At 68.7% G+C, this 25,194-nt stretch carries 22 protein-coding genes and 1 pseudogene; 6 read left to right on the plus strand and 17 right to left on the minus strand.

Going from position 1 to position 25,194, the window contains the following annotated elements; translation table 11 throughout:
• The 8 genes from ACWEKS_RS31565 to ACWEKS_RS31600 form a co-directional block, all read right to left on the minus strand.
• On the minus strand, positions 1-494 hold a 494-nt coding region (locus tag ACWEKS_RS31565; protein ID WP_452343468.1), incomplete at its 3' end, for a preprotein translocase subunit SecY.
• A 168-nt stretch (positions 495-662) separates the two neighbouring features.
• Positions 663-1,106 (minus strand): 50S ribosomal protein L15, encoded by a 444-nt coding sequence (gene rplO / locus ACWEKS_RS31570; RefSeq protein WP_452343469.1) that lies wholly within the window; start codon positions 1,104-1,106, stop codon positions 663-665.
• Positions 1,103-1,288 (minus strand): 50S ribosomal protein L30, encoded by a 186-nt coding sequence (gene rpmD / locus ACWEKS_RS31575; protein ID WP_364605587.1) that lies wholly within the window; start codon positions 1,286-1,288, stop codon positions 1,103-1,105. The genes rplO and rpmD overlap by 4 nt, the downstream gene beginning before the upstream one ends.
• A gap of 1 nt (position 1,289) precedes the next feature.
• A complete protein-coding gene (gene rpsE / locus ACWEKS_RS31580; RefSeq protein WP_452343470.1) occupies positions 1,290-1,934 on the minus strand; it encodes a 30S ribosomal protein S5 in 645 nt (214 codons plus the stop codon).
• A 31-nt stretch (positions 1,935-1,965) separates the two neighbouring features.
• Positions 1,966-2,373, minus strand: a complete 408-nt coding sequence (rplR, locus tag ACWEKS_RS31585; RefSeq protein WP_452343471.1) for a 50S ribosomal protein L18 — start codon at positions 2,371-2,373, stop codon at positions 1,966-1,968.
• 3 nt (positions 2,374-2,376) lie between these two features.
• Positions 2,377-2,916 carry a 50S ribosomal protein L6 gene (rplF, locus tag ACWEKS_RS31590; RefSeq protein WP_452343472.1) on the minus strand — a complete coding sequence of 180 codons (540 nt, stop codon included), beginning with the start codon at positions 2,914-2,916 and terminating at the stop codon, positions 2,377-2,379.
• A gap of 14 nt (positions 2,917-2,930) precedes the next feature.
• On the minus strand, positions 2,931-3,329 hold the full coding sequence (gene rpsH / locus ACWEKS_RS31595) for a 30S ribosomal protein S8 (protein WP_213558035.1): 399 nt from the start codon (positions 3,327-3,329) through the stop codon (positions 2,931-2,933).
• A 264-nt stretch (positions 3,330-3,593) separates the two neighbouring features.
• Complete coding sequence (locus tag ACWEKS_RS31600; RefSeq protein ID WP_452343473.1) at positions 3,594-4,370, minus strand: LppU/SCO3897 family protein; 777 nt, start codon at positions 4,368-4,370, stop codon at positions 3,594-3,596.
• A gap of 148 nt (positions 4,371-4,518) precedes the next feature.
• Between ACWEKS_RS31600 and ACWEKS_RS31605 the strand changes: the two are divergent.
• From ACWEKS_RS31605 to ACWEKS_RS31615, 3 genes and pseudogenes are all read left to right on the plus strand, one after another.
• Positions 4,519-4,758, plus strand: a pseudogene (locus tag ACWEKS_RS31605) (alpha/beta fold hydrolase); the annotation flags it as partial.
• A gap of 91 nt (positions 4,759-4,849) precedes the next feature.
• Entirely contained in the window at positions 4,850-4,993 is a 144-nt protein-coding gene (locus ACWEKS_RS31610; RefSeq protein ID WP_452343526.1) for a hypothetical protein, read from the plus strand.
• A 28-nt stretch (positions 4,994-5,021) separates the two neighbouring features.
• Positions 5,022-5,300, plus strand: coding sequence for a hypothetical protein (locus ACWEKS_RS31615; RefSeq protein ID WP_452343474.1), 279 nt, complete (start codon positions 5,022-5,024; stop codon positions 5,298-5,300).
• Between the two features lie 125 nt (positions 5,301-5,425).
• Here the strand turns inward: ACWEKS_RS31615 and ACWEKS_RS31620 are convergent, their stop codons facing one another.
• From ACWEKS_RS31620 to rplN, 4 genes are read right to left on the minus strand one after another with little or no spacing between them, the layout of a single operon-like run.
• The gene (locus ACWEKS_RS31620) at positions 5,426-5,611 is read right to left on the minus strand and encodes a type Z 30S ribosomal protein S14 (RefSeq protein WP_029923637.1); all 186 of its coding nucleotides are present in this window, start codon (positions 5,609-5,611) and stop codon (positions 5,426-5,428) included.
• A 3-nt stretch (positions 5,612-5,614) separates the two neighbouring features.
• The gene (rplE, locus tag ACWEKS_RS31625) at positions 5,615-6,181 is read right to left on the minus strand and encodes a 50S ribosomal protein L5 (protein ID WP_354830525.1); all 567 of its coding nucleotides are present in this window, start codon (positions 6,179-6,181) and stop codon (positions 5,615-5,617) included.
• Position 6,182: 1 nt separating this feature from the next.
• The gene (gene rplX / locus ACWEKS_RS31630) at positions 6,183-6,497 is read right to left on the minus strand and encodes a 50S ribosomal protein L24 (RefSeq protein WP_040804283.1); all 315 of its coding nucleotides are present in this window, start codon (positions 6,495-6,497) and stop codon (positions 6,183-6,185) included.
• A gap of 2 nt (positions 6,498-6,499) precedes the next feature.
• On the minus strand, positions 6,500-6,868 hold the full coding sequence (gene rplN / locus ACWEKS_RS31635) for a 50S ribosomal protein L14 (RefSeq protein WP_033090674.1): 369 nt from the start codon (positions 6,866-6,868) through the stop codon (positions 6,500-6,502).
• Positions 6,869-7,213: 345 nt separating this feature from the next.
• Between rplN and ACWEKS_RS31640 the strand changes: the two genes are divergently transcribed.
• Both ACWEKS_RS31640 and ACWEKS_RS31645 read left to right on the plus strand, forming a co-directional pair.
• Positions 7,214-9,253: a M13 family metallopeptidase gene (locus ACWEKS_RS31640; RefSeq protein ID WP_452343475.1), complete on the plus strand. Its 2,040-nt coding sequence runs from the start codon at positions 7,214-7,216 to the stop codon at positions 9,251-9,253.
• A 78-nt stretch (positions 9,254-9,331) separates the two neighbouring features.
• Positions 9,332-11,386: a M13 family metallopeptidase gene (locus ACWEKS_RS31645; protein ID WP_452343476.1), complete on the plus strand. Its 2,055-nt coding sequence runs from the start codon at positions 9,332-9,334 to the stop codon at positions 11,384-11,386.
• Positions 11,387-11,416: 30 nt separating this feature from the next.
• Here ACWEKS_RS31645 and ACWEKS_RS31650 read toward each other — a convergent pair whose 3' ends face one another.
• From ACWEKS_RS31650 to ACWEKS_RS31660, 3 genes are read right to left on the minus strand one after another with little or no spacing between them, the layout of a single operon-like run.
• Positions 11,417-11,752 carry an MmcQ/YjbR family DNA-binding protein gene (locus tag ACWEKS_RS31650; protein ID WP_452343477.1) on the minus strand — a complete coding sequence of 112 codons (336 nt, stop codon included), beginning with the start codon at positions 11,750-11,752 and terminating at the stop codon, positions 11,417-11,419.
• A gap of 35 nt (positions 11,753-11,787) precedes the next feature.
• Positions 11,788-13,152: a SagB family peptide dehydrogenase gene (locus ACWEKS_RS31655; protein WP_452343478.1), complete on the minus strand. Its 1,365-nt coding sequence runs from the start codon at positions 13,150-13,152 to the stop codon at positions 11,788-11,790.
• The gene (locus ACWEKS_RS31660; protein ID WP_452343479.1) at positions 13,149-14,144 is read right to left on the minus strand and encodes an ABC transporter substrate-binding protein; all 996 of its coding nucleotides are present in this window, start codon (positions 14,142-14,144) and stop codon (positions 13,149-13,151) included. The genes ACWEKS_RS31655 and ACWEKS_RS31660 overlap by 4 nt, the downstream gene beginning before the upstream one ends.
• Positions 14,145-14,334: 190 nt before the next feature.
• Here ACWEKS_RS31660 and ACWEKS_RS31665 point away from each other — a divergent pair, with 190 nt between their 5' ends.
• Positions 14,335-15,429, plus strand: a complete 1,095-nt coding sequence (locus tag ACWEKS_RS31665) for an AMP-binding protein (RefSeq protein WP_452343480.1) — start codon at positions 14,335-14,337, stop codon at positions 15,427-15,429.
• Between the two features lie 98 nt (positions 15,430-15,527).
• On the opposite strand, the gene ACWEKS_RS31670 is transcribed toward ACWEKS_RS31665, so the two are convergent.
• Positions 15,528-20,120, minus strand: a complete 4,593-nt coding sequence (locus ACWEKS_RS31670; protein WP_452343481.1) for an amino acid adenylation domain-containing protein — start codon at positions 20,118-20,120, stop codon at positions 15,528-15,530.
• A complete protein-coding gene (locus ACWEKS_RS31675) occupies positions 20,117-25,177 on the minus strand; it encodes an amino acid adenylation domain-containing protein (RefSeq protein ID WP_452343482.1) in 5,061 nt (1,686 codons plus the stop codon). The genes ACWEKS_RS31670 and ACWEKS_RS31675 overlap by 4 nt, the downstream gene beginning before the upstream one ends.
• Positions 25,178-25,194 lie beyond the last annotated feature (17 nt).

Raw genomic sequence — 25,194 nt, forward strand, 5'->3', positions numbered from 1 at the left:
AGCACGATGATGATCATGCCGAAGATCGAGGTGTCGTCGAGGATGTCCTTCTGGCAGCCACGCAGCAGCTGACCGCGGGAGGCGAGCGCGACCAGACCGGTCGACTGCAGCACGGCCAGCGCGATCGACAGATACCGCGTGTACTGGGTCATCTTGTTCTGACCCGACTGGCCTTCTTTGCGCAGTTCCTCGAACCGCGGGATGACGACCGTCAGCAGCTGGATGATGATGCTCGCCGTGATGTACGGCATGATGCCGATCGCGAACACGGACAGCTGCAGCAACGCGCCGCCGGAGAAGAGGTTGATCAGCTGGTAGATACCGGCGTCATTGCCGCCGTTGACCAGGTTGATGCATTCTTGAACGTTCTTGTAACTGACGCCCGGCGAGGGCAGCGACGCACCGAGCCGGTAGAGCGCGATCAGTCCCAGCGTGAAGAGAATCTTCCGCCGTAAGTCCGGGGTCCGGAAAGCCGACACGAAGGCGGAAAGCACAGATCCTCCTGGCTAACGACATGGGTCAGGCCACGGATTCAGCGATGGGCTGGTTTAGCCGAAAAACGCCGAGAACCATGACGGTGTTGGCAGACAACACTTGAACTCTAACAGCGGCACCGGGCGAGCTCGCGACTCGCCCGGTGCCATTGCTATTTCAGGTTACCGTCAGGCCAGCTCGGTGGCAGTGCCACCCGCCGCGGTGATCTTCTCCTTGGCGGAGCCGGAGAACTTGTCGGCCGAGACCTGAACGGCCACACCGATTTCGCCCTCGCCGAGCACCTTCACGAGCTCGTTCTTGCGAACGAGGCCGTTGGCGACCAGCTCGGCCTTGCCGATGGTGCCGCCCTCGGGGAACACCCGGGCGATGTCACCGACGTTCACGACCTGGTACTCGGTGCGGAACGGGTTGGTGAAGCCCTTGAGCTTGGGCAGACGCATGTGAATCGGCATCTGACCGCCCTCGAAGCGGACCGGGACATTCTTGCGAGCCTTCGTACCCTTGGTACCGCGGCCCGCGGTCTTGCCCTTCGAGCCTTCACCGCGACCCACACGGGTCTTCTCGGTCTTGGCACCGGGGGCAGGACGCAGGTGGTGCAACTTGATGGTCATGCGGAAACCTCCTCAACAACAACGAGGTGGCGCACGACGTTGATCAGGCCGCGGTTCTGCGAGTTGTCCTCGCGCACCACGGTCTGGCGGATACCGCGCAGCCCGAGGGTGCGCAGCGACTCCCGCTGGTTCGCCTTGGCGCCGATGCTGGACTTGATCTGGGTGACTTTCAGCTGTGCCATATCAGGCTCCCTGTCCCGCACGCGCACGCAGCATGCCCGCCGGAGCCACGTCCTCGATCGGCAGACCGCGGCGCGCGGCAACCTCTTCGGGACGCTGCAGCATCTTGAGGGCAGCAACGGTGGCATGCACAACGTTGATGGCGTTGTCGCTACCGAGCGACTTGGCCAGAACATCATGGATACCGGCACATTCGAGCACGGCACGGCACGCGCCACCGGCGATCACACCGGTACCGGGCGAAGCCGGACGCAGCATGACGACACCGGCGGCCGCCTCACCCTGAACCGGGTGGGTGACGGTGGAGCCGATCATCGGAACGCGGAAGAAGTTCTTGCGAGCCTCTTCGACGCCCTTCTGGATGGCCGCGGGAACTTCCTTGGCCTTGCCGTAGCCGACGCCGACGAGACCGTTGCCGTCACCGACGATCACGAGGGCGGTGAAGCTGAAGCGACGACCACCCTTCACGACCTTGGAGACGCGGTTGATCGCGACGACGCGCTCGAGCTGGTTCTTCTCGGCGGCAGTGTCGCGACGGTCGCCACCGCCGCGGCGGTCGCGACCGCCACCGCGCTGATCGCGGTTGTCGCTGCCACCATTCTGTCCGGCGGGACCGTTTCCGCCGTCGCGCCGCTGACGTCCCGGCATCAGACGTTCCTTCCGTTCGCAGTGTTGATCATCAGAACTTCAGCCCACCTTCACGGGCGGCGTCAGCGAGAGCCGCGATACGGCCGTGGTAGTCGTGACCACCACGGTCGAACACGACCGCCTCGACGCCGGCAGCCTTGGCGCGGGCGGCGATCAGCTCGCCGACCTTGGCGCCCTTGGCGGACTTGTCACCCTCGAGAGCGCGCACATCGGCCTCGATGGTCGACGCGGCGGCAATGGTCTTGCCGGCGGAGTCGTCGATCAGCTGGGCGTGGATGTGGCGCGAGGAGCGGTTGACCACCAGGCGCGGACGCGTGGTGGTGCCGACGACCTTCTTGCGCAGACGGAAGTGACGACGCGTCTTGGACAGGCGGCGCGCGGTCGAGGCGTCCTTGCCGATCGGCTTGCGAGCGGCCTTCTGCTTTTCGGTTTGTGCCATGGCTTACTTACCCGTCTTTCCGACCTTGCGGCGAACGACCTCGCCGGCGTAGCGGATGCCCTTGCCCTTGTACGGGTCGGGCTTACGCAGGCCGTGGATCACCGCGGCGATCTGGCCGACCTTCTGCTTGTCGATGCCGGACACCGAGAACTTGGTCGGGGACTCCACCGCGAAGGTGATGCCCTCGGGCGCGTCGACCGGAACCGGGTGGCTGTAGCCCAGGGCGAACTCGAGGTTCGAGCCCTTGGCCTGCACGCGGTAACCGACGCCGAAGATTTCCATCTTCTTCTCGTAGCCCTGCGTCACACCCACGATCATGTTGCTGATCAGGGTGCGGGTCAGACCGTGCAGGGAGCGGTTCTGGCGCTCGTCGTTGGGACGAACCACCTCCAGCTCACCGGACTCGGCCTTGGCGACGGTGATCGGCTCGGCGATCACGTGCGAGAGGGTGCCCTTGGAACCCTTCACCGTGATGCTCTGGCCGTCGATGGTCACCTCGACGCCGGCGGGAACCGGGATCGGCTTCTTACCGATACGCGACATTGTTCCTACCTCCCTTACCAGACGTAGGCGAGGACTTCGCCGCCCACGCCCTGCTGCTTGGCCTGACGGTCAGTGAGCAGACCCGAGGACGTGGAGATGATCGCCACGCCCAGGCCGCCGAGCACCTTGGGCAGGTTGGTGGACTTCGCGTAGACCCGGAGGCCCGGCTTCGACACGCGGCGCACACCCTGCAGGGAACGCTCACGGCTCGGGCCGTACTTCAGGTCGACGATCAGGTTCTTGCCGACGGGCGCATCTTCGACGCGGAAGTCGGCGATGTAGCCCTCGCGCTTGAGGATCTCGGCGATGTTCACCTTGAGCTTCGAGTGCGGAGCCTTCACCTGATCGTGGTACGCCGAGTTGGCGTTGCGCAGACGGGTCAGAAAGTCTGCGATCGGATCAGTCATGGTCATGTGTTTGACCGGTACCTTCCTGCCGCGGTTCCCATTCAGCACCGTCTGAGATCGGCGGTCGTGGGCCTACGACAATTCGGGGCGGTCCAGCCGGGAACGCCCGACTGGAGAAAACGCTTGCGCCCGGAGCAAAAAGGCCGCACACGCGAGGCGCATGCGGACACAGGTGTGCCCGAGCAACCGGTCTAGTGTAGACAAGGGCTGATCAGCGGCCAAATCGAGGCCGCCGTCACACCCGACGACGCCCGCTCCCGACGCCGCGGATCAGTGGGCTGCGCCGAGGCATAGAGCCTTGGGGATGTCGCCGGGGCGTTCGTATGAGTAGGTGGCGATGGAGCCCTTGATGTGGTCGCACATGGACTTGTCGAGGAGCGAAGCCAGCAGTTTGTATTCGGCGTCGGGGCTGGTACAAGGAGTCAGTTCGACATCGTTGGCGCCCGACTTCCGCAGGCAGTCGCCTTCCTTGGCGTTGTCGACGGTGCGCGTCGCGTCGGAATCCTTTGCGATCAGGCAGAAGACGATACCGGTGCCGAATGCTCCGATCCCCTTCTTGGCCTTCAGCAGGTAGCTGTAGGTGGTCTGGGTGCCGGGGACGTCCTTGCAGGCCATGTCGGTCATGAACTCGGACCCGTCGGGGCGGGCCAGGACGCGGTAGACGGCGGTGCGGTCGCCGCAGTCCACCTTCTGCACGGTGCTGCCGGCGGTGTCGGTGAGGCAATCGCCCTTCTGGGCGGCGTTCGCGGCGTGTGCCGGGTCGGCGCCCTTGATGCCGACGCAGATGGAACCGCTTCCCTTGTCGGTGTAGACGTATTCGGTGCCGGCGACGTCTACGCAGCGGTCATGGGCCTTGCCGGTGCCGGCTCGGTCGAGCACGACGAATCCGGCGTCCGATGCAGAGCAGGACACCTTGTCGAAACCGTTGTCGCCGGCCTTCTTCAGGCAGTCGCCCTGCTGGACGGCGCTCGCGGAACCGTCGATCAGGCCGCATCCACTCGTGAACAATGCCAACAGCAGCGCGGAAACGGCCACCACCCAACGCATTCGGAATCCTCCCCCGATTCAAACCCGTCATTTCCGACGAATCGCCACGGTAGCGTGCTGCGGCGACGACCACCAATCGCCGATCCCCGCTCTGCCATGCCGCGCGAAGTGCGTGGCGGTTGATCTGACGGTTCCGCACGCGAATTCGATGGAATGGCAAGGGGTTGGGCCGGCGCCCTATGTGACCACCGACGAGGGGACAACGGTCCACTACCTGGGCACCGAGATCGACGGACCGGCCCTGGTGCTGGGGCACGGGTTCTTCATGGACGGCGAGATGTGGCTGCCGCAGTTGGAGGGGCTGGCCGATCGGTATCGCGCGATCGCGGTGGATGTGCGGGGGCACGGCAGGACCGAGGATGCCGGGAATCCGTTCACCTATTGGGATCTCGCGTGGATGCGTGGAAGGTCGTCGTCGATCGGCACCGCGCCCCCGACCCAGCTCTCGAGGAGGTGGCCAGGCCTTCAACCATGGCCACATGCAAGGGCTCGCAACAGGATTGGGCGGTCCGGCGCGAGTACAGACGATTTCCGCGGATACGGCCACCGATATCTGCAACCTCACCCATCCCGAGCTGGTGAATCCCGAGATCAGGGAACTCCTGGACGGACTGCCGGCTTGATCAAGCCCCGGCTCCGGCCGGGAACCCGATGACCAGCCAGCCCGACGCCTCCGGAATGACAGACTCCCGCAGCACGCGTCCACTAGCGATCGAACACGGCTTCGACGCACTGCCGTTCTGCACCGCGTCCGCTCGACGGTTCACCTCCATGGCGAAACTCGTTGTCGCATCGGGCCGTAGCCCAAAACCCCGCAAAATGGATTTGATGATCGCGGCCATCGCCTCGGCGAATGACCTGCCTCTGTTCACCCGCAATGCCGACGATTTCAAAGGACTGGAACCGCTGCTGACCGTCGTAACGGTGTAGGTGGCGATGGAGCCGGAAACGATGCCCGAACGACGTTGGCGCGAAGAACGCCGAAGGCCCCCGCCGAGTCGGAACTCGGTGGGGGCCTTCGGGTTTGGTATTACCAGGTCACCAGGACCGGTAAGTCACCAGGACGACTTGTGGACGCCCGGGAGTTCGCCGCGGTGGGCCATCTCGCGCAGGCAGACACGGCACAGGCCGAACTTGCGGTAGACGGCGTGCGGGCGGCCGCAGCGCTGGCAGCGGGTGTAAGCGCGCACCGCGAACTTCGGCTTGGCGTTGGCCTTGTTGATCAGAGCCTTCTTAGCCATGGATCAGTTCTCCTTGAACGGGAAGCCGAGGTGCTTGAGCAGGGCCCGGCCTTCTTCGTTGTTGGTGGCGGTGGTCACCACGGTGATGTCCATACCACGCGGACGGTCGATCTTGTCGACGTCGATCTCGTGGAACATGGACTGCTCGGAGAGACCGAAGGTGTAGTTGCCGTTGCCGTCGAACTGCTTCGGCGACAGACCGCGGAAGTCGCGGATACGCGGCAGCGCGATCGAGATCAGACGGTCCAGGAACTCCCACATCCGGTCGCCGCGCAGGGTGACCTTCGCGCCGATCGGCATGCCCTCACGCAGCTTGAACTGCGCGATGGACTTGGTCGCCTTGCGGATCTCGGGCTTCTGGCCGGTGATCAGGGTGAGGTCGGCGACCGCACCGTTGATCAGCTTGGCGTCACGGGCGGCGTCGCCGACACCCATGTTGACGACGACCTTCACCACGCCCGGGATCTGCATCACGTTGGCGTAGTTGAACTCGTTGTTCAGGGCCGGCTTGATTTCCTCGCGGTAGCGGGTCTTCAGGCGCGGCTGCACCTTGTTCTCAGTAGAAGTCATCTCAGATGTCCTTCCCGTTGCGACGGGAGATGCGGACCCGCTTGCCGTTCTCATCGGTGCGGTAGCCCACGCGGGTCGGCTTGCCGTCGGAGTCGACGACCATCACGTTGGAGGCCTGGATCGGCGCTTCCTGGGTGACGATGCCGCCCGAGCTGGCGCCACGCTGGTTCGCGGAGTTCGCGACGTGCTTCTTGATGCGGTTCACGCCCTCGACGAGGACCTTGCCGGTCGCCGGGTAGGCCTGGATGACCTTGCCCTTGGCGCCCTTGTCCTTGCCCGAGATCACGATGACCGTGTCGCCCTTGTGCACCTTCATGGTTACAGCACCTCCGGGGCCAGCGAGACGATCTTCATGAAGCGCTTCTCACGCAGCTCACGGCCGACCGGGCCGAAGATGCGGGTGCCACGCGGATCGTTGTCCGCCTTGATCAGCACCGCGGCGTTCTCGTCGAACTTGATGTACGAGCCATCCGGGCGACGACGCTCCTTGACGGTGCGCACGACGACGGCCTTGACGACCTCGCCCTTCTTGACGTTGCCGCCGGGGATGGCGTCCTTGACAGTGGCGACGATGATGTCACCGATGCCGGCATAGCGACGCGACGAACCACCGAGAACGCGGATGCAGAGGATCTCCTTGGCACCCGTGTTGTCGGCGACGCGCAGCCGCGACTCCTGCTGAATCACTTCAGCTCCTCCTAGACCTGGACGATATGCACGCCGGATTGCCGACCCGACGGGCATGGTCAGTTGCCCTTCAGCTGAGCCAATGGCCCGCTCCGCGGATACGCGGGGCAGCGCCTGCCAGCGGTTTTTCACCGAACAGGAGAACAACCACTGTGGGTTCGCGGCCGAAGTGCGGGCATAGCTCCCGCAGGCAACCGGAACAGTTTAGCGAAGACCCTGCTCAGGGTGAAATCGGGGGCGGAGCCGACGGCTCGGCGCGGATTCAGATTTTCCTCAGTCGGGTCAACTAGCGTCGGCGCGAGCAACGTCCGAGCTGTTCCGATCATCCGGTAGAGGAGATTCGCGTTGTCCGAGCGCCCCATCGCTCTCGACCGCCGTACGTTCCTGATCGCCCTGGGCCTGGCGCCCGCGGTGGCGGTATTGCCCGCCTGCTCCCCGGAATCCCAGTCGTCGAAACCGCCGACGGGCCCGGACATGTCCGGGTCGGATCCGACGGTGCGGCCGCAGGACGATCTGTACCGGTTCGTCAACGGGAAGTGGCTGCAGGAGTATCAGCTGCCGCCGGACAAGTCGTCGTTCGGGACCTTCGACGACGTACAGGAGCGCGTCCAGGGTCAGCTGAGGGAGATCATCGAGGGGATCCGCGATCCCAAGGCCGGGTCGGACGAGCAGAAGATCCGCGACCTCTACGACGCGCGGATGAACCGGGACGAGATCGAGACGCTCGGCATGACGCCGCTGCAGGATCTGTTCGATCAGATCGACAAGGCCGCGACCAAGCCGGATCTCGCGCATGTGATGGGCGGATTCACCAGTGTGGGTCTCATCGGCCTGAGCGTGGGCCCGGACCCCAAGAACTCCAATGCCTATCTCCCCTCGGTCGAGCAGTCCGGGCTCGGCATGGGCGAGCAGTACTACCGCAAGCCCGAATACGCCGCCCGGCTCGCCGCGTACCGGACGTTCATGCAGCGCCTCGCCGCCGGAGCCGGGTTCCCCGACCCGACGGCGATGGCCGACCGGGTGGTGGACCTGGAGACCCGCATCGCCGGATTCCATTGGGACAATGTCAGAACCCGCGACACCGACGCGACCTACAACCTGATGGCCTGGACCGAGCTGACTGCGCTGGGACCGCAATTCGACTGGGACCCTTGGCTTTCGGGGAACACCGACCGGCCGAAGAACATGTTCGACAAGGTCGATGTGGCCGAGCCGTCGTTCGTGACCGGCGCGGGGCAGCTGTGGGCCGGCGTCGACCTCGCCGCCTGGCGCGAGTACCTGAAGCTGAGCCTGGTGCGCGCGTACGCGCCCTATCTGCCCAAGGCGATCGCCGACGCCAATTTCGATTTCATGGGCAAGGTGGTCCAGGGGCTGCGGGAACAGCCGGAGCAGTGGCGGCGGGCCGTGGAAACGGTCAACGGCGCCGTGGGCCAAGCGCTCGGAAAGCAGTACGTGGACAAGCATTTCCCGGCCGAGGCCAAGCAGCGGGCACTCGAGATGGTCGACGATCTGCGCGCGGCGTACCGGGAGAACTTCCAGAATTCGACGTGGATGTCGCCACCCACCCGGGACGCGGCCATCGCGAAACTCGGGAAGATCAACGCCAAGATCGGCTACCCGGACAAGTGGGAGGACTACTCCAAACTCACGGTCACCAGGGGCAGGCTGGTCGAATCCCTGCGCGCCGCAGACGCTTTCGAGGCGAAGCGGATGTTCGATCGGCTGGGGACGCCGGTGGACAAGTCGGAATGGGTCATGCCGCCGCAGACGGTGAACGCCTACTACAACCCCAGCGGCAATGAAATCGTGTTCCCCGCGGCCTTTCTGCAGCCGCCGTTCTTCGATCCGGATGCCCAGCCCGCGGTGAACTACGGTGCGGGCGGCGCGGTCATCGGGCACGAGATCGGCCACGGCTTCGACGATCAGGGCTCCAAGTACGACGGGGACGGCAATCTGAAGGATTGGTGGACACCGGAGGACAAGGCGGCCTTCGCGGCCAAGACCAATCAGCTGATCGCGCAGTACAACGCGCTGGTGCCGGCGGGCCTGCCGCCCGATCAGCACGTCAACGGCGAGCTCACGGTCGGCGAGAATCTGGCGGATCTGCGAGGACTCGAGATTTCGCTGTCGGCCTATCGGATGGCCGAGAAGCGCAAGGGGACGGATACTCCCGACTATCGGCCGATGTTCGAATCCTGGGGCCGGACCTGGCGCACCAAGATGACCACCGAGGAGCTGCAGAGTCAGATCGCGTCCGATCCGCACTCCCCTGCCGAATTCCGGTGCAATCAGGTGGTGCGGAATCTGGGCGAGTTCTACAGCACCTATCACCTGAAGGACGGTGACAAGGAATACCTGCCGCCGGACCAGCGCGTCACCCTCTGAGAACGCGACAACCCGCGCGAGGCCGCCGTCCCCGGTAGCCTCGCGTCGGTATCGCAGCTTCGGGGAGAGGTAGTGCCTGTGAGTTCGTCGGATCGTCCGGCCGTTATGGACCGTCGTCGTTTTCTGATCGCGCTCGGTCTCGCGCCGGCCGTCGCCACGCTGGTGGCGTGTGGCAGCGATACGAAGAACACGGTCACCTCGACCCAGCTCACCGGCCCCGACATGTCCGGGTCGGACGCGACGGTGCGGCCGCAGGACGACCTGTACCGGTTCGTCAACGGCAAGTGGCTGCAGGAGTATCAGCTGCCGGCGGACAAGGTGTCGTTCGGGACCTTCGACGATGTCGCGGATCGGGTCCAGGGCCAGCTGCGCGAGATCATCGAGGACATCAAGGATCCCAAGGCGGGCACACCCGAGCAGCAGATCCGCGATCTGTACGACGCCCGGATGGATGTCGACACCATCGAGCAGCTGGGCCTCACACCGCTCGCCGACATGTTCGCCGACATCGACAAGGCCGCGGGCAAGCCGGAGCTGGCCAAGGTGATGGGCGCGCTGCCGATCGGCGGGCTGATCGGGCTGGGCGTCTCGGTGGACCGGAAGAACTCCAGCGCGCACATCGCCTCGGTCGGCCAGTCCGGAATCGGCTTGAGCGAGCAGTACTATCGCAAGCCCGAATACGCCGACAAGCTGGCCGGATACCAGGCCTTCCTGGAGAAGATCGCGACCGGGGCCGGATTCCCGGACCCGGTGGCCATGGCGGGCCGGGTACTGGATCTGGAGAAGCGGATCGCGGCCGGATTCTGGGACAACATCAAACTGCACGACACCGAGGCCAGCTACAACAAGATGTCGTGGACCGACATGGTGGCGCTGGCGCCGCAATTCGATTGGGATCCCTGGCTTTCCGGGAACACCGATCGGCCCAAGAGCCTGTTCGCGACGGTGATCGTCGGCGAGCCCTCGTTCGTCACCGCGGCCGGACAGCTGTGGCACGACGTGGATATCGCGGTGTGGCGGGACTACTTGAAACTGGCGGTGGTGCGGGAGTTCGCCCGGTTCCTGCCGAAGACGCTCTCCGACGCCAACTTCGAATTCTTCGGCACCGTGATGAGCGGGCAGCAGCAGCGGCCGGAGCGGTGGAAGTCGGCGGTCGGCACCGTCGACAGCACGGTGGGCGAGCAGCTCGGAAAGCTGTACGTGGCCAAGCATTTCCCGCGTGAGGCCAAGGATCGGGCGATGGACATGGTGGCCGACCTGGTCGCGGCCTACAAGGACAACTTCACCAATTCGACGTGGATGTCGCAGCCCACCCGGGACGCCGCGCTGGTCAAGCTGGGCAAGATGGGCGTGAAGATCGGTTATCCGGACGAGTGGGAGGACTACTCCGGGCTGACGATCACCCGCGGCCAGCTCGTCCAATCCCTGCGCGCCGCCAATGTTTTCGGCGCCAAGAAGATGTTCGACAAGCTGGACAAGCCGGTCGACAAGACCGAGTGGGGTATGACGCCGCAGACGGTGAACGCCTACTACCAGCCGGTCAACAATGAAATCGTGTTCCCCGCAGCCTTTTTGCAGCCGCCGTTCTTCGACCCGAAGGCCGAGGCGGCGGTCAACTACGGCGCGGGCGGCGCGGTCATCGGGCACGAGATCGGCCACGGCTTCGACGATCAGGGCTCCAAGTACGACGCCGACGGCAACCTGAAGGACTGGTGGACCCCCGAGGACCGGGCGAAGTTCGACGCCCGCACCAAGAAGCTCGTCGACCAGTACAACGGCCTGGTCCCCGCGGGTCTCGACCCCGCGCACCACGTCGACGGCACCCTCACCCTCAGCGAGAACGTGGCCGACAACCGCGGCCTGCAGATGGCCTTCGCCGCCTATCGCATCAATCAGAAGCGGGCCGGCGTCGAGAACCCCGACTATCAGCCCATGCTCGAATCCTGGGGCCGCAACTGGCGGTCCAAGCAGACCTCGCAGTACACCGAGAATCTGCTCGCCAACGACTCCCACTCGCCCGACGAGTTCCGTGCGAACCAGGTGGTCCGCAACCAGGCCGAGTACCACGCCGCCTTCACCACCAAGGACGGCGACAAACTCTTCCTGGCCGAGGACCAGCGCGTCACCTTCTGACCCAGCCCGATCGCGGCGGGATCCGGCCGTTCAGGCCGGATCCACCAGTTCCCGGGGTGCGGCCAGCCGCCAGGAGTCGGTGACGATGGCCGTCAGTTCGTCGTGATCGTCCAGGGCGGCGAGTCGCACCCGCACCCACGCGTTCCCGGCCTCGTGCGGGGCGATCCAGAATTTCTCCGGCTCGGCCTGCACCAGTTCGTCCCGATCCACGGTGGGGCACCGGACCGCCATGGAGGTCTCGTTCTCGGGCAGGGTGAGGAACAGTTTCCCGGCCACCCGGAAGGTGGGCATCTGCCATTCGAACTGCTCGGTGGTGCGCGCCAGCGCGAGCGCCACCGCCCGCACCTGATCCCCGGTCGCCGTCATGATCTCGATGCTCCCAGCCGGGTATGACACCCGGACTAGCAGGTCCCGGCGGGGGTGCCGAGGATCATGCTGCCCACATTGCATTCCTCCAGTTCGTCGGCACCGGTGGCGGCGGTGAAGGCGGCGGTGTCGGAGAAGCCCTGGGCCACCGCGCCGAGGTTCATGGCGGTGGCGGTGAGATAGAGGGTCTGCATGAGGACCCCGACGTGTTTGAGGATATTGGCGTAGGCGACCGACTCGTAGGACCACATGACCCGGCCCGCCCGAGCCGAGATCAGCAGCAGCAGTTGGGGTTCGGCGGCGTTGGCGAGGGTGGCCGTGGTGGTGCGCAGGAGTCGCTGGACCGCGGGGGAATCGGCGGGGGCGACGAGGCGCAGGGCATGCTCGAAGGAGTCGTAGTGGTACATGCCGGGGGCCAGGCCCTCGACAGTGCGGACCACCGGATACAGCTCCAGTTCGTGAACGCTGCCGCCGGAAGGGTAAGGGCGGGAAGGAAGTTCGCCGCCGTCCGGGGTGGACTCCACCGAGCGGGTGCGGGCGCTGCGGTAGAGCAGTTCGGCCAGCTGGGCGACGGTGATCGGCCGGGCGTCGTCGAAGGACCGGCAGGAGCGACGGTCCTCGAGGACGGCGGTCAGAGCGGGGTCGGTGGCGCGGAGGGTGGCGAGGTCCGGCGCCGGGAGCACGATCGGGGCGCCCGGGTAGGGCGCGCGCTGCGCCGGGCGTTGCGGGAACTCGTCTTTCGCCCATGCCGTGGGACCGAAGTTGTCCCAGCTGACGGTGCGGGAGCCGAGCGTGCTGCGCCGGTGGAACCAGAGGTCGGGGGCGCTCCAGCTGCGGGTGGTGAACTCGCGGTCCTCGGCGGTGGGGTCGGCGGTGAAGCCGCCCCAGCGCAGGTCGGCGGCGATGCGGGCCGAAAGGGACTCGGGCAGGCCGAGTTCGGTGGGATCGGCACCGGCGGCGAGGGCCAGCAGGCGGGGGTCGTGAACGCGCAGGTCGCACCACGAGGTGGGGTGTTCCAGGACCAGGCCGTCCGGATCACGGTGGATGACAGTGAATTTCGAGAGGACCGTGCGCGGCGCGCCTCCAGCGCTCGGCCGCGCGGGCGGGGTGGCGAAGGGGCGCAGGGTGTAGAGGTCCCGGTCGCCGTCGCGGATGGTGACCTCCAGCCAGCCCGCCCCGGCCAGCCGGTCGAGAAGGGTTGCCACCGAGTCGGATTCGGCCGCGAGCTCGCGCGTCGTCGCCGGACCCCGATTGAGGGTCTTCAGCGCCTGGCTCTGGGCCGCGGTGAGCCCGGTCAGTTTCTCGTTGTGCGGCGGGTTCAACAGGACCGCGCCGCCGGGGACGGTCAGGCAGGTGACGCCGGGGCGGAGGGCGTAGCGGATGTCGTCGGTGCGGATCATTTGGCGGCGTTGGCGAGAGCCGGTTCGAGCTTGTCGAGCAGGTAGGGCAGGGCCAGCGGGGTGGGCTGGTTGATGGCGCTGATCTCCTGGACGGTGAGGAAGACCGCCGAGTTCTTCTTGACCGAGGGCAGCGCGCCGAATCCCGGCAGGCCGCGGTACTTCTCGTCCATGCCGGGCGAGTAGCCCGCCAGCAGCAGGTCGGAGTCGAGTTCGTCGAGGCGTTCGGGCGAGAGCGCCAGGCGGCCTCCGGAGCCGCCCTGGTCCACCAGGTGCTGCGGGATGGTCATGCCGAGCTGGGTGAACAGGCGGCTGGACCCGTCCTTGGGGTCGGTGAGCACCATGAGCTGCGACGGCCCGGCCAGCCAGGAGCTGATGAAGGTCTTGTTCTGCAGGCCCGGATTGCGTTGCGCGATACCGTCGATGCGGCCGTTCAGGTCGGCGATGAGCTTGTCGGCGGCGTCGGTCTTGTGCAGCACCTGGCCGAGCGCGCGCACCTGGTCGGCCCAGGGCGTGACGGCCTCCTTGGTGAGCCCGGGCAGGGTGGGCGCGACCTTGGACAGGTCGCCGTAGGTCTTGACGTCGGCGATGAACGGGTCGGCCAGGATCAGGTCCGGGTTCAGCGCGGCCACCTGTTCGGCGAGGTTGCCGGTTGTCTGCAGCGCGGTGGACTTTGCCAGCGCGGCCGGTTCCCACGGCGGTGCGCCCTTGCTGAGCACCGCGATGTTGTCGATGTAGCCGACCGGGGTGACGCCGAGCGCCTGCGCGGTGTCGAGCCACTGATTGCCCAGCGCCACGATGCGGGCCGGGGTCCCGTTCACGGTGGTCTGCCCGAGGGCGTGGGTGATGGTGACCGGTTCGCCGCCGCCGGCGGCAGAGTCGTCGGACTTCGATCCGCAGGCCGCGAGCCCGAGGGCGAGCAGGCTCACCACGGCCGCAATCGCGGCTCGCGCGGTGATCGATCGCCCGCTACGCGCGGTGAACGCCGACTTCATCGTGACTCTCCTGTCTGCCGATGCCCGCCCGTTCGGAGTGAGCGGTAGGTGAGCCTAGCCTAATTTTCTCAAGGGGTGGGGGCCGTTGTCGCCGATTCGATCCCCTACGGGGTGGTCGATCGTGCCCTTGATCGATTAGGTTAGGGTTGCATAAGTTAGAAACCGGGGGTTTGGAACGATGGAGCGAGCGGTGCCGGAAACCTTGTCCGCCGTCGAGCGTCATCGGCTCGTGGACGAATGGGCCAATGGCGTCGAACTGTACGACGTGCCGTCGGTCTCCATGCTCATCGAATGCGGGCGCCGCGTGCCCTCTCTGCGGACCGCCGTGCGCTGCGGCGATCACATCCTCACCTACGCCGAGCTCTTCGAACGCCTCGACGGCGGCGTCACCGGGACCGCCGGGCCCACGCTCGACGATCTGGCCCGCGTGCTGTGCGATATCGCCGCGGCCGCCGAATTCGGCGCGGTGCTGGCCGAACTCGGGCCACACGGCACCGGCATGAAGCCCGTCGCGGTGGCCGCGGCCGCCGACGATCGCCGCGCGGTTGCCGCCGATCAGCGCTCCTGCCCCATCGACCGGGCCTACGGCTCGCCGGATGTGCGGCTGCTGGCCATCCGCTGGGACACCACCGACGCCGCGGTGGAACTGCTGGCCACGCTGGCCGACGGCGCGACCCTGGTACTGGCCACCGCCGCTCAGCGCGCGGACGCGGCCGCCCTGGCCGAGCTGATCGCCCTGAGCGCCTCGACCCATGTGGTGGCCGACGCCGGGACCCTCGCGAACCTGGCCTTCCTGCCCACCCCCGCGCTGCCGACCGTGCGGCGCTGGGATGTGTTCGGAAACGACTGCCCGGCAGCGCTTTCCGCCCTGCTCCGCGAACTGGCCCCCGGATCGTGCACCGGATTCGCCTACACCACACCGGAATACGCGGGCGTTGCGGCGCGCGGACCGCTGGACGGCTCCGGCCGGGTGCGGCCCATCCCGGGCGCGCGGCTGCTGGTGCTGGACGAGTCGCTGCGGCTGGTGCCGCCGGGCCGCTCCGGACGGGTGTACATGGGCGGTTCCGCGCTGGCGCTGGAATTGGACGGTGCCGCCGAGGGTTTCGTGGACGACCCCTTCGTGCCGGGCGGCCGGCTGGTACGCACCGACACGCACGGCGGCTGGACCGCCGATGGCTGGCTGCTGCTGGACATGATCGAATCCGTGTCTTCCGCGGCGCCTTCGGCCACCGAGCCGACCTCCGCACCGGGCCGGGACGACACCACCGGCTACGCCGCGGCCTGACGACCCCGCACCTGTCCTCGGCCGGCCGCGCAGCTTCTCCTGCGGTACCGGCCGCCCGCCTGTTCTCCCGCGGCGGACGGCCCCTACCGCCCGGGTGATCAGGACACGGCGGCTGCCAGGGCGGCCAGGCTGCGCTGCCAGAGTTCGGTCAGGCGGTTGGCTTCCGCTGCGGTGAACAGGGTTTCGCTCCAGCGCCAATTGGTGCTGAGCTGCGGGCCCTCCGAGGTCGAGCCGATGCCCGCGATGACATCCAGCGCGTAGCGCAGGGGTAGGTCGGGTTCCGGGTCCAGGGGCAGCGCCTCGTTGAGCGAGCCGGTGAGCAGGGACCAGGATCGGGGGTCCTGGCCGCTGAGGTCGACTCGGCCGAGGTAGTTGAACTCGATCTGGGGGTGCCGTGCGGTGGCCAGTTCGGGCACGCGGGCGGTGTAGCGGAGCAGGCCGTAGTCCAGGCCCTGGCCGGGGATGGCGGACAGGTACGCGGTCACCGACTCCAGGAGGGCGCGGGCCGCGGCCGGATCCTGTTCCGCCCGTTCGGCATCCACCGTCTCGCCCGCGCCGAGTCGGATCGGGAACACGGTGGTGAACCAGCCGAGGGTGTTGCTGGTGTCGGCGCCGAGCAGGTCGTCGGCGCGGCCGTGGCCCTCCAGGGCGAGCAGGGCGCCGTGGGAAGGATCCTGGGCGCGCTCGCGCCGCCAGCTCGCCAGGGTGATGGTGAGGGCGGTGAGCAGTAGTTCGCGCACCCCCTCGTCGCGGGTGAGCGCGGCGAGCAGGCGGGCGGTGACCTCGACCGGGGTCACGGCGGTGGCGACCCGGAGGGAGGACCACGTGTCGGTGTGCGGGTAGGGGATGCGGCGCCCGATGGCGGGGTCGGGCGCGGCGAGCTGGTCGCGCCAATAGTCGTGCTGTGCGCGGACTTCCGCGGACTCGGCCCGCTCCGCCATGCGGCGGGAGAACTCACGGTACGAGGTGGATTCGGGCAGGGCGGCGCCCTCGTTCAGGGCGGCGATGAGCAGGTGCCAGGAGACCACGTCCACCGCCAGGTGGTGGATGGTGAGCAGCAGGACATCGCCGTGCTCGGTGCCGGAGAACCAGACGGCGCGCACCATATCGCCGGTGCGCGGGTCGATCTGATCCATGACCGTCCGGGCCGCGGCATGGACGGCCGCGGCGGTGTCGGCCGGATCGGCTGTCTGCGTGAGGATGTCGGCCGCGCGGACCGTGCCCGGCGCGGCGGTGACCAGACGCGGGCCGTCGTCGGTGTCGACGAGGCGTGAGCGGAGGGTGTCGTAGCCGTCGAGGACGGCCTGCAGCGAAGCCTCGAGGGTGTCGCGGTCGATGCCGTCGGGCAGCCGGAGCAGGGCCGTCTGGGTGAAGCGGCGGTAGTTGCCGTACTCGTACATCCAGGAGACGACCGGAAGCGGCTGCACCGCACCGTAATCCGCCATGCGCTCCGCGGCGTTCGAGTCCGCGGCGTCGAGGGCGGCGGCGAGTTCGCGCAGGGTCGGAGTGGCCAGCACCATGCGCGGGGTGAGGGTGAGGCCGCGGCGGCGGGCCTTGTTGACCAGGGAGATGGCGACGATGCTGTCCACGCCGAGGGCGAAGAAGTCGTGGTCGAGGCCGGGGGTGCGGCCATCGAAGAGTTCGGCCAGGACCTCGGCGAGCTCCTTCTCGGTGGCGGTACTGGGCGCGGCGCCCGACCCGGTGTCGGCGAGGGCGGCTTCGGCGAGCCGCGTCAGCTCGGGACCGTCGAGTTTGCCGTTGGCGTTCACCGGCAGCCGCGGCAGGGCGAGCACGCGGGCCGGAATCATGTAGGCGGGCATGCGTTCCGCGAGCGCGGCGCGGGTGCGCGCGGGATCGAGGGACTCGCCCCGCTCCCCCACGACGAAACCGACCAGGCTCGCCCCGCTCGCGCGGCGCACCACGGTGACGGCGGCGGTGTCCACGCCGGGCAGTCGCCGCAGGGCAGTCTCGATCTCGCCGATCTCGATGCGGTAGCCGCGCACCTTCACCTGCGCGTCGGCGCGGCCCAGGTAGCCGAAGCCGCCGTGGGGGAGGCGGCGGACCAGATCGCCGGTGCGGTACATGCGGCGGCCGGGCCGGAAGGGGTCGGCGACGAAGCGGTCGGATGTGGTTGCGGCGCGGCCGATATAGCCCCGGGCCAGCTGCGGCCCGGACAGGTACAGCTCGCCGACGACGCCGCCGGGGACCGGGCGCAGCCTGGAATCCAGGACATAGCCGGACATTCCGGTGTTCGCGGTGCCGATGGTCGGGGTGCCGAAGTCGGCGACCGGGGCCACCACGGCCTCGACGGTGGTCTCGGTGGGTCCGTAGCAGTTGTAGACCGCGGTGCCGGACCGGCCTTCGGACGGGGCCAGCGCGCGCAGCCGCGCCCACAGCGCGGCGTCGATGGCCTCACCGCCCAGCGCCAGCACGGGCAGCTCGCGGTCCACCAGCCCGGCGGCGTTGAGCTGCGCGAACATCGACGGGGTGGTGTCGATCATGTCGATGTCGTGGGCGATCATGCCCGCACACAAGCGTTGCGCGTCACGCATTTCCGTGGCGTCGAACAGGTGGATGGTCTGCCCGGCGAGCAGGCCCACCATGGGCTGCCAGGAGGCGTCGAAGCTCAGCGACCAAGCGTGCGCGATGCGCAGTGGCCGGCCCAGGCGGGCCATGGCGGGCCGGTAGACCCGGTCGCGATGGTCGGCGAAGTAGGCCATGAGGGCGGCATTGGTCCCGGCGACGCCCTTGGGTTCACCCGTCGAGCCGGAGGTGAAGATGAGGTACGCGAGCTGGTCCGGGTGGCGGACGACGTGCGGGAGTTCGACCGGGGCGGTCGAGGGTTGTCCGGCGGCAAGGGGATCGCCGAGGAGCAGCACCGGCACCCGATGCTCGCCGACGGCTGCGACACCTGCACCGGACTGCGGGGAATCGGCAGTTTCGAGCAGATCGCGGGTGTTGTCGTCGGTGACCACCAGCGTCGGCCGCGCCTGCCGGAGGATCGACTCGATGCGTGCGGCGGGCAGCGTGATATCCACCGGCACATAGGCGCCGCCCGCCGCGAAGGCCGCGAGCACCGCCACAATCGATCGCACGGTGCGTGGGAGCACCATCGCTACCACCGTTTCCGGACCGATACCCTGCGCGGCGAACTCGGCGCCGAGCCGGACGGCCGCGTCGTGCAGGGCGCGGTAGGTGTAGCGGGAGCCGGAGCTGTCCTGGAGTGCAACGGCTTCCGGCGTAGCGGCCACCTGCCGCTCGAACAACTCCCAGACCGAGCCGGCGTCGGCGACCGCGGTCGTGGACCCTTCCGTCGTCGCGGCGGGCGAGACGAGACTGATCGGCGCGGCGGACATCTCCTGCTCCGACGCGGTGAGCACGCTGAGCGAATCGGGCGTGGCCGCACCGGTTTCCGGTAGTTGCCGCAGCAGCGCGAGCAGCCGCTCGCCCAGGTCCGCGGCCGGGAAGTAGGGCAGCGCGGCGGGCATCACCTCGAGCTGGACCAGCAGCTCGTCGCCGCTCATGTGCGCGACGACCGTGAGCGGGTAGTGCGCGAGGCTCTCCATCTCGATCGGACGGAAGCAGGCGCCGTCGGGGGCGGTGACGGTGCGGATGGCGTCGTCGATGGGGGCGTTCTCGAAGACGAACAGCGTGTCGAAGAGGGTGCCGTGCCCGGCGGCGCGCTGCACGGCCGACAGGCTCAGGAAGCCGATGTCGCGCATGGCGGCGCACTCGCGCTGCAGGCGGGCGCACTGGTCGGCGATGGAGGTGCCGGAGTCCAGATGGTGGGCGACGGGCACGGTGTTGATGAACAACCCGACCATGCCCTCCACGCCCGGAAGCTGGTCGGGCCGACCGGAGATGGTGGTGCCGTACACGATGTCGCGGCGATCGGTGAGCCGCCCGAGCAGCACCGTCCAGGCGAATTGCACGGCGGTGTTGAGGGTCAGCCCGTGCGCACCGGCCCAGGTACGGACCCGGTCGGTGTCGGCGGCGGACAGCAGCAGGCGGGTCTTCTCCGGCACGGCGTCCGGGCCGACCGGCGCGCCGTCCGCCAGCATGAGCGGACCGCTCACCCCCGCGAGGTAGTCGACCCAGCGCTGGGTGACCGCGGCGGTGTCCTGTGCGCCCAGCCACGCGATGTAGTCGCGGTAGGGACGCGGTTTCGGCAGTGCCGCAACGGATCCGCCGGACCGGTAGACGGCGAGCAGTTCGGTGAAGAACACCGCCACCGCCCAGCCGTCCATCAGGATGTGGTGGGCGGTGAGGATCATGCGCCGGGTGCCGCTGTCCGGCACGGTGAGCAGCAGGATACGCAGGGCCGGGCCGCGGCTCAGGTCGAACGGCGCGTGGCGTTCGGCCGTGGCGATGGCGTCGAATTCCGCAGGCCGAGCCAGCTTTTCGGTCCAGGGCAGTTCGGCCTGTGCGGGCACGATCTGCACCGGCCGCGGCACGTTCTCGTCCCAGAAGGCGGCGCGCAGGTTGGGATGCCGGTCCAGCATGGCCTGCGCGCTGCGCCGCAGCAGCTCGGTGTCCAGCGGTCCGTCGATATCGACCACGAACTGCATGGTGTACAGGTCGAGGCCGTCGCCGCTGAGGCGCGACAGCGAGAACAGCCCCTCCTGCAGCGGGCTCAGCGCCAGCACGTCCTCGATCTGCGCTGGCGCGGTACGGTTTTCGGTGGTGGTCATCGGGCCTGCCAGGACGAGGTGAGGGCGGCGAGGGCGGCGGCGTCGAGGCCGGAGGCGCTCATGGGGGCGGATTCCTCCTGCGGGATCGACTCCGCTTGCACGGCACCGGGTTCGGCGGCGTCGACGGCGGCGGCGAGTTCGGCGATGGTGAGGTGCTCGAACACCAGCTGCGGGCTGAGCGGCAGGCCGAGCGCGGTGGCGCGGGCCGACCACTGGATGGAGATGACGCTGTCGCCGCCGAGGGCGAAGAAATTGTCGTCGGCCTCGACCTCGCTGATATCCAGCAGCTCTTCGAGCAGTTCGATGAGCGCGCGTTCGGTCCGGGCGTGGTCGCCGGTGGCGGCGGCGCGGGTCGCCGCGGCGGGGGCGGGCGCGGCGAGCAGCCGCGCCAGCCGGTCGACGGGCAGCACCTCGAGCTCGGCCACGGTGCGGTCGGGCGCGGTGGCGTACGCCTCCAGGGTGGTGGCCAGCGCGGTCGCGATGTGCTGCACGGTCTCCGGGTCGTACAGGTTGGCATTGGCGACCACGCGCACGGCCAGGCCGCCGTCACCGGTGACGTTCACGGAGACATTGAGGTCCAGGAAGGAGACGTCGAAGTCGACCGGCAGCACGGTGGCGGTGGTCGCGCCCGCCACGGCCAGGGTGGCGGGCGCCCAGTCCGCGCCGCGGAAGTGCAGCATGCTCTGGAACAGCGGGTTCCGGGAGCGCGAGCGCGGCGGGTTGAGCGCCTCCACCAGGCGTTCGATCGGAAGTTCCTGGTGCGCCTGGGCATCCAGGACCACGTCGCGGCCGCGCAGCACGGTGTCGCGCAGGGTCGGGGTGGCCGACAGATCGTTGCGCAGCACCGCCATATTGGCGAACAGACCGACGAGCGGTGCGGTCGCATCGTCGACGCGGCAGGCCACCGGGGTGCCGAGGGTGATGTCCGTGCCGCCGCCCAGCTTGTGCAGCAGGGTCGCGACGGCGGCCTCGTACACCATGAATTCCGTTGCGCCGCAGGCTTCGGCGAGCGCGGCCAGCCCGGAGCGCAGGGCGGCCGGCGCCGCGAAGGTGGCGACCTCGCCGCGCTTGCCGAGGACCGCGGGCCGCGGCCGATCAGGGGCGACATCGATCTGGTCCGGCACACCGGCGAGGGCGGCGCGCCAGAAGTCCAGCTGCGCCCGGCCGTAGTCGCCGGGCTGGCCATCCGCACCGGAGGCGAACGCATCGTGCTGCCACAGCACGTAATCCGGGTACTGCACGGCAAGCGGGGTCCACTGGGGCGCCCGCCCGCCCTCGACCCGCGCACGGTAGGCGGCGATCAGGTCCTCGAGCAGGATGCCCAGCGACGCGTGGTCGGCCACGATGTGGTGGACCAGCAGCGACAGCACATGCGTGCCCGGGTCGAGGACCAGCAGGCGCGCCCGCAGCAGCGGCTCGGCTTCGACTTCGAAGGGATAGCGGCCGATCTCGGCGAGCTCGTCCGTCAACCGGTCTGCATCGATGCCGGCGACCTCGAGCTCGACCGCCCCGGCGGCTCGCACCACCTGGTACGGAACGCCGTCCTGCTCACCGAAACCGGTGCGCAGCGCCTCGTGCCGCGCCACCACATCGGCGAGGGCGGCCCGCAGCGCGGCGATATCGATGCCGCCGTCGAAGCGGACGGCGAAGGGCAGATTGCCGACCGCGCTCGGGCCCTCCATGCGGTACTGGAACCACATGGCCAGCTGCGAGTAGGACAGCGGCAGCCGGTCCGGACGCGGGCGCGCGGTGACGGCCGGACGCCCGGAAGCCGGTGCGGTCACGGCGGTCTCGGCCGTGTCCACGTCGTCGTCCATGGCATCCAGGTCGATGCCGAACTCGTCGCGGAACCGCGCGACCAGACCGGCGGCCAGCCCGGCCGGGGTCGGGGTGTCGAACACGATCCGCACATCCAGCTCCACACCGAATTCGGCGCGGATCTGCGCGACCAGGCGCGCGGCCAGCAGCGAATGCCCACCCAGTTCGAAGAACGAATCATCCGCGCCCACCGTCGGAATCCCGAACAGCTGGGTGTAGATGGCGCACAGGCGGCGCTCGGTGGCGGTGGCGGGCGCGCGGTGCACCCGCTCCACCGCGGGCGCCGGCGCGGGCAGCGCCCGCTTGTCCAGCTTGCCGTTGACGGTCAGCGGGATCTCGTCGATGACGGCGAAAGCGCTGGGCACCATGTACTCCGGCAGCGCGGCGGCGGCGTGGGCGCGCACCTGGTCCACTTCGACCGTCGCACCGGCCGCGGGCACCAGGTAGGCGGCGAGCTGTGCGCCCACGGCCGGATCCTCGGTCACGATCACCACGCAGTGCCCGACGCTCGGATGCGCGGTCAGGGCCGACTCCACCTCGCCGAGCTCGATCCGGAAGCCGCGCACCTTGACCTGCTCGTCGGCGCGGCCGACGAAGTCCAGTTCCCCGAACTCGTTGCGGCGGGCCAGATCTCCGGTGCGGTAGAGCCGCGCGCCGGCGGTGAACGGATCGGCGACGAAGCGGCTCGCGGTGAGTGCGGGCCGGCCCAGGTAGCCGCGCGCCAATTGCGCACCACCCAGGTAGATCTCGCCGACCACCCCGGCGGGCACCAGCTGCAGGGCCTCGTCGAGCACATAGGCGTGCACGTTCTGATTGGGTACGCCGATGGGCACGATCCCGGTGCCCTGCGGGCCCGCCACCGGCTGATGGGTCGCGCACACCACGGCCTCGGTCGGCCCGTAGTGATTGCGCAGTTCGGCGTCGAAGACGGCGGCGAACCGGTCGGCCACCTCGCCCGGTAGCGCCTCGCCGCCCACTGGAACATGGCGCAGCGCACGCCATTCGCTCACCTCGGGCAGCAGCAGGAAGGTGCCGAGCATGGACGGCACCATGTGCAGCACGGTCACGCCGCGGCGGGTGATCAGGTCTGCGACATAGCGGATGTCGCGGAAGGCATCGGGTTTCGGCACGATCAGCCGCGCGCCCAGCGCCAGGGTGACGAAGATGTCCAGCAGGGAGGCGTCGAAGCTCACCGAGGACGATTGCAGCAGCCGGTCGTCGGCGGTCATGCCCCATTCGGCGGTGAAGCTGAGCACGTGCTCGGCGATGGCGGCGTGCGAGACCGGAACGCCCTTGGGCCTGCCGGTCGAACCCGAGGTGTAGATGACGTAGGCCAGATTCGCCGGAACCAGCGGGCGGACGCGGTCGGTGTCGGTGGGATCGGTGTCCGGCAGCCCGGCGGCGGCGTCCTCGGCGGCGTCGAGTTCGACGCGGCCCAGCACCAGGCGCGGGCCCGCGTCGGCGATCAGGTAGTCGATGCGGTCGTCCGGGTAGGCCGGGTCGATGGGCAGGTAGGCCGCGCCCGCCTTGAGCACGCCGTAGACGGCCACGATGAACTCGACCGAGTTGCTCAGGCGCAGGGCGACGATGTCCTCGCTGCCGATGCCCTCGCGAATCAGCCAGTGCGCCAGGCGGTTCGCGCGGCGGTTCAGGTCGGCGTAGGTGAGTTCGAGGTCGTCGGAGACCAGGGCCAGGGTGCCGGGTCCGGCGGCGACACTGGCCTCGAACAGGTCGACCATGCTGGCCGGGCCGGTCGGCACGTCCGCGCCGCGCGACTGTTCCAGGATGGCGAAGCGATCGTCACCGCCCAGCATGTCCAGGTCGGCGAGCCGGCCGCCCGGGGTGCTCAGCGCCCGATCCAGCAGCCGCACATAGTGTTCGAGCATGCGCCGCACCAGTGGCCGGGGCAGCACGTCCACCTGGTATTCGGCCTCGAGCGCCGCGCCGTGCGCGCTCTCGGTCACGACCGCGACGGCCAGCGGGACCTGCGCGGTGGGGGCGCCCAGTTCGTCCAGCTGGGTCGAGGTGACGCCGTCCAGCGCGAAGCCGTCGGCGCTCTTGCGGACGCTGAAGCCCAGGCGCACCAGCTGATCCATGCCGTCCCGTCCGGCGACGCGCTCCGGGTTCACCTCGCGCACCACGCGGTCGATGCCGACGGCCTGATGGGCGAAGGCGTCCAGGCAGGTGCGTTTGGTGGCCGCGACCAGGCCGGTGAAAGTCTCGGCGGGGTCGAAGGTTTCGCGCAGCAGCAGGGTGTTGCCGAAGTAGCCGATGAGCTGTTCGGCGGCCGCCGACCGGCGATTGGTGACCGGGATGGAGACCAGGAAATCGCCGGCGGCGGTGTAGCGCTGGATCAGCGCGGCGTAGCCGGCGAGCAGCACCATGAACGGGCTGGCCGCCTGCTCGCGGGCGAAGACGTCCACCCGGTTCAGGAGGTCGGCCGGTAGCGCGACGGTGCAGCGGTCGGCCCGCTTCGACGGCGCGACCACGGCCGAGCCGGGCAGTTCGAGGGGTTCCGGCAAGGGGCGCAGGGTGTTCCGCCAGTAGGCGATGTCCGCCTCGTCCTCGGCCGGGGCGTCCAGGACCTCGAGATCGACGAACTGCGCGGCCGGGGCGGCGGTCCGGGCTCCGTTGTAGGCGGCATTGAGGTCGGTGAAGAACACGCCCCAGGCGTCGTCGTCCCAGCAGCTGTGGTGCGCGGCCAGCAGCAGCACCCACTCCGCGGTTCCGGTGTGCACCAGCGTGATTCGCAAGGGCAGCTCGGTGGCCAGGTCGAAGGGGCGGCCGAATTCCCGGCGGGCCAGCACCTCCACCCGCACCGGGCGGGCGGACTCGGCCAGGTCGGTCAGATCGTGCGATTGCCACGGCAGCGTGATGTCGTCGGTGAACACCTGGAACGGCTCGCCGTCCGCGTCCGTACCGAAGGTGGTGCGCAGCACGTCGTGCCGGGCGAACACCGCCGCCACCGCGGTCCGCAGGCGCTGCTCGTCGAGCGCGCCGGTGAGCCGGTACGCCACACAGATATTCAGTGTGGTGTCCTCCGGGTCGCGCGTCTGCAGGAACCACATGCGGCGCTGCCCCGCCGACAGCGGACGCCGTTCCCCGGCCCGGGTGCGGCGCACCGGCGCGGTGGTGGCGGCGGCGAGGCCCTGCTCGGCGAGCCTGCGCCGCAGCAGTTCCCGGCGGCGGTCCGCGACGGAGGTTCCGGCCACGGTCACGGTGGCATCGGTGTCTGACATGAAATCTGGCCCCTAGC

It is taken from the genome of Nocardia sp. NPDC004711 (genome assembly GCF_053601595.1).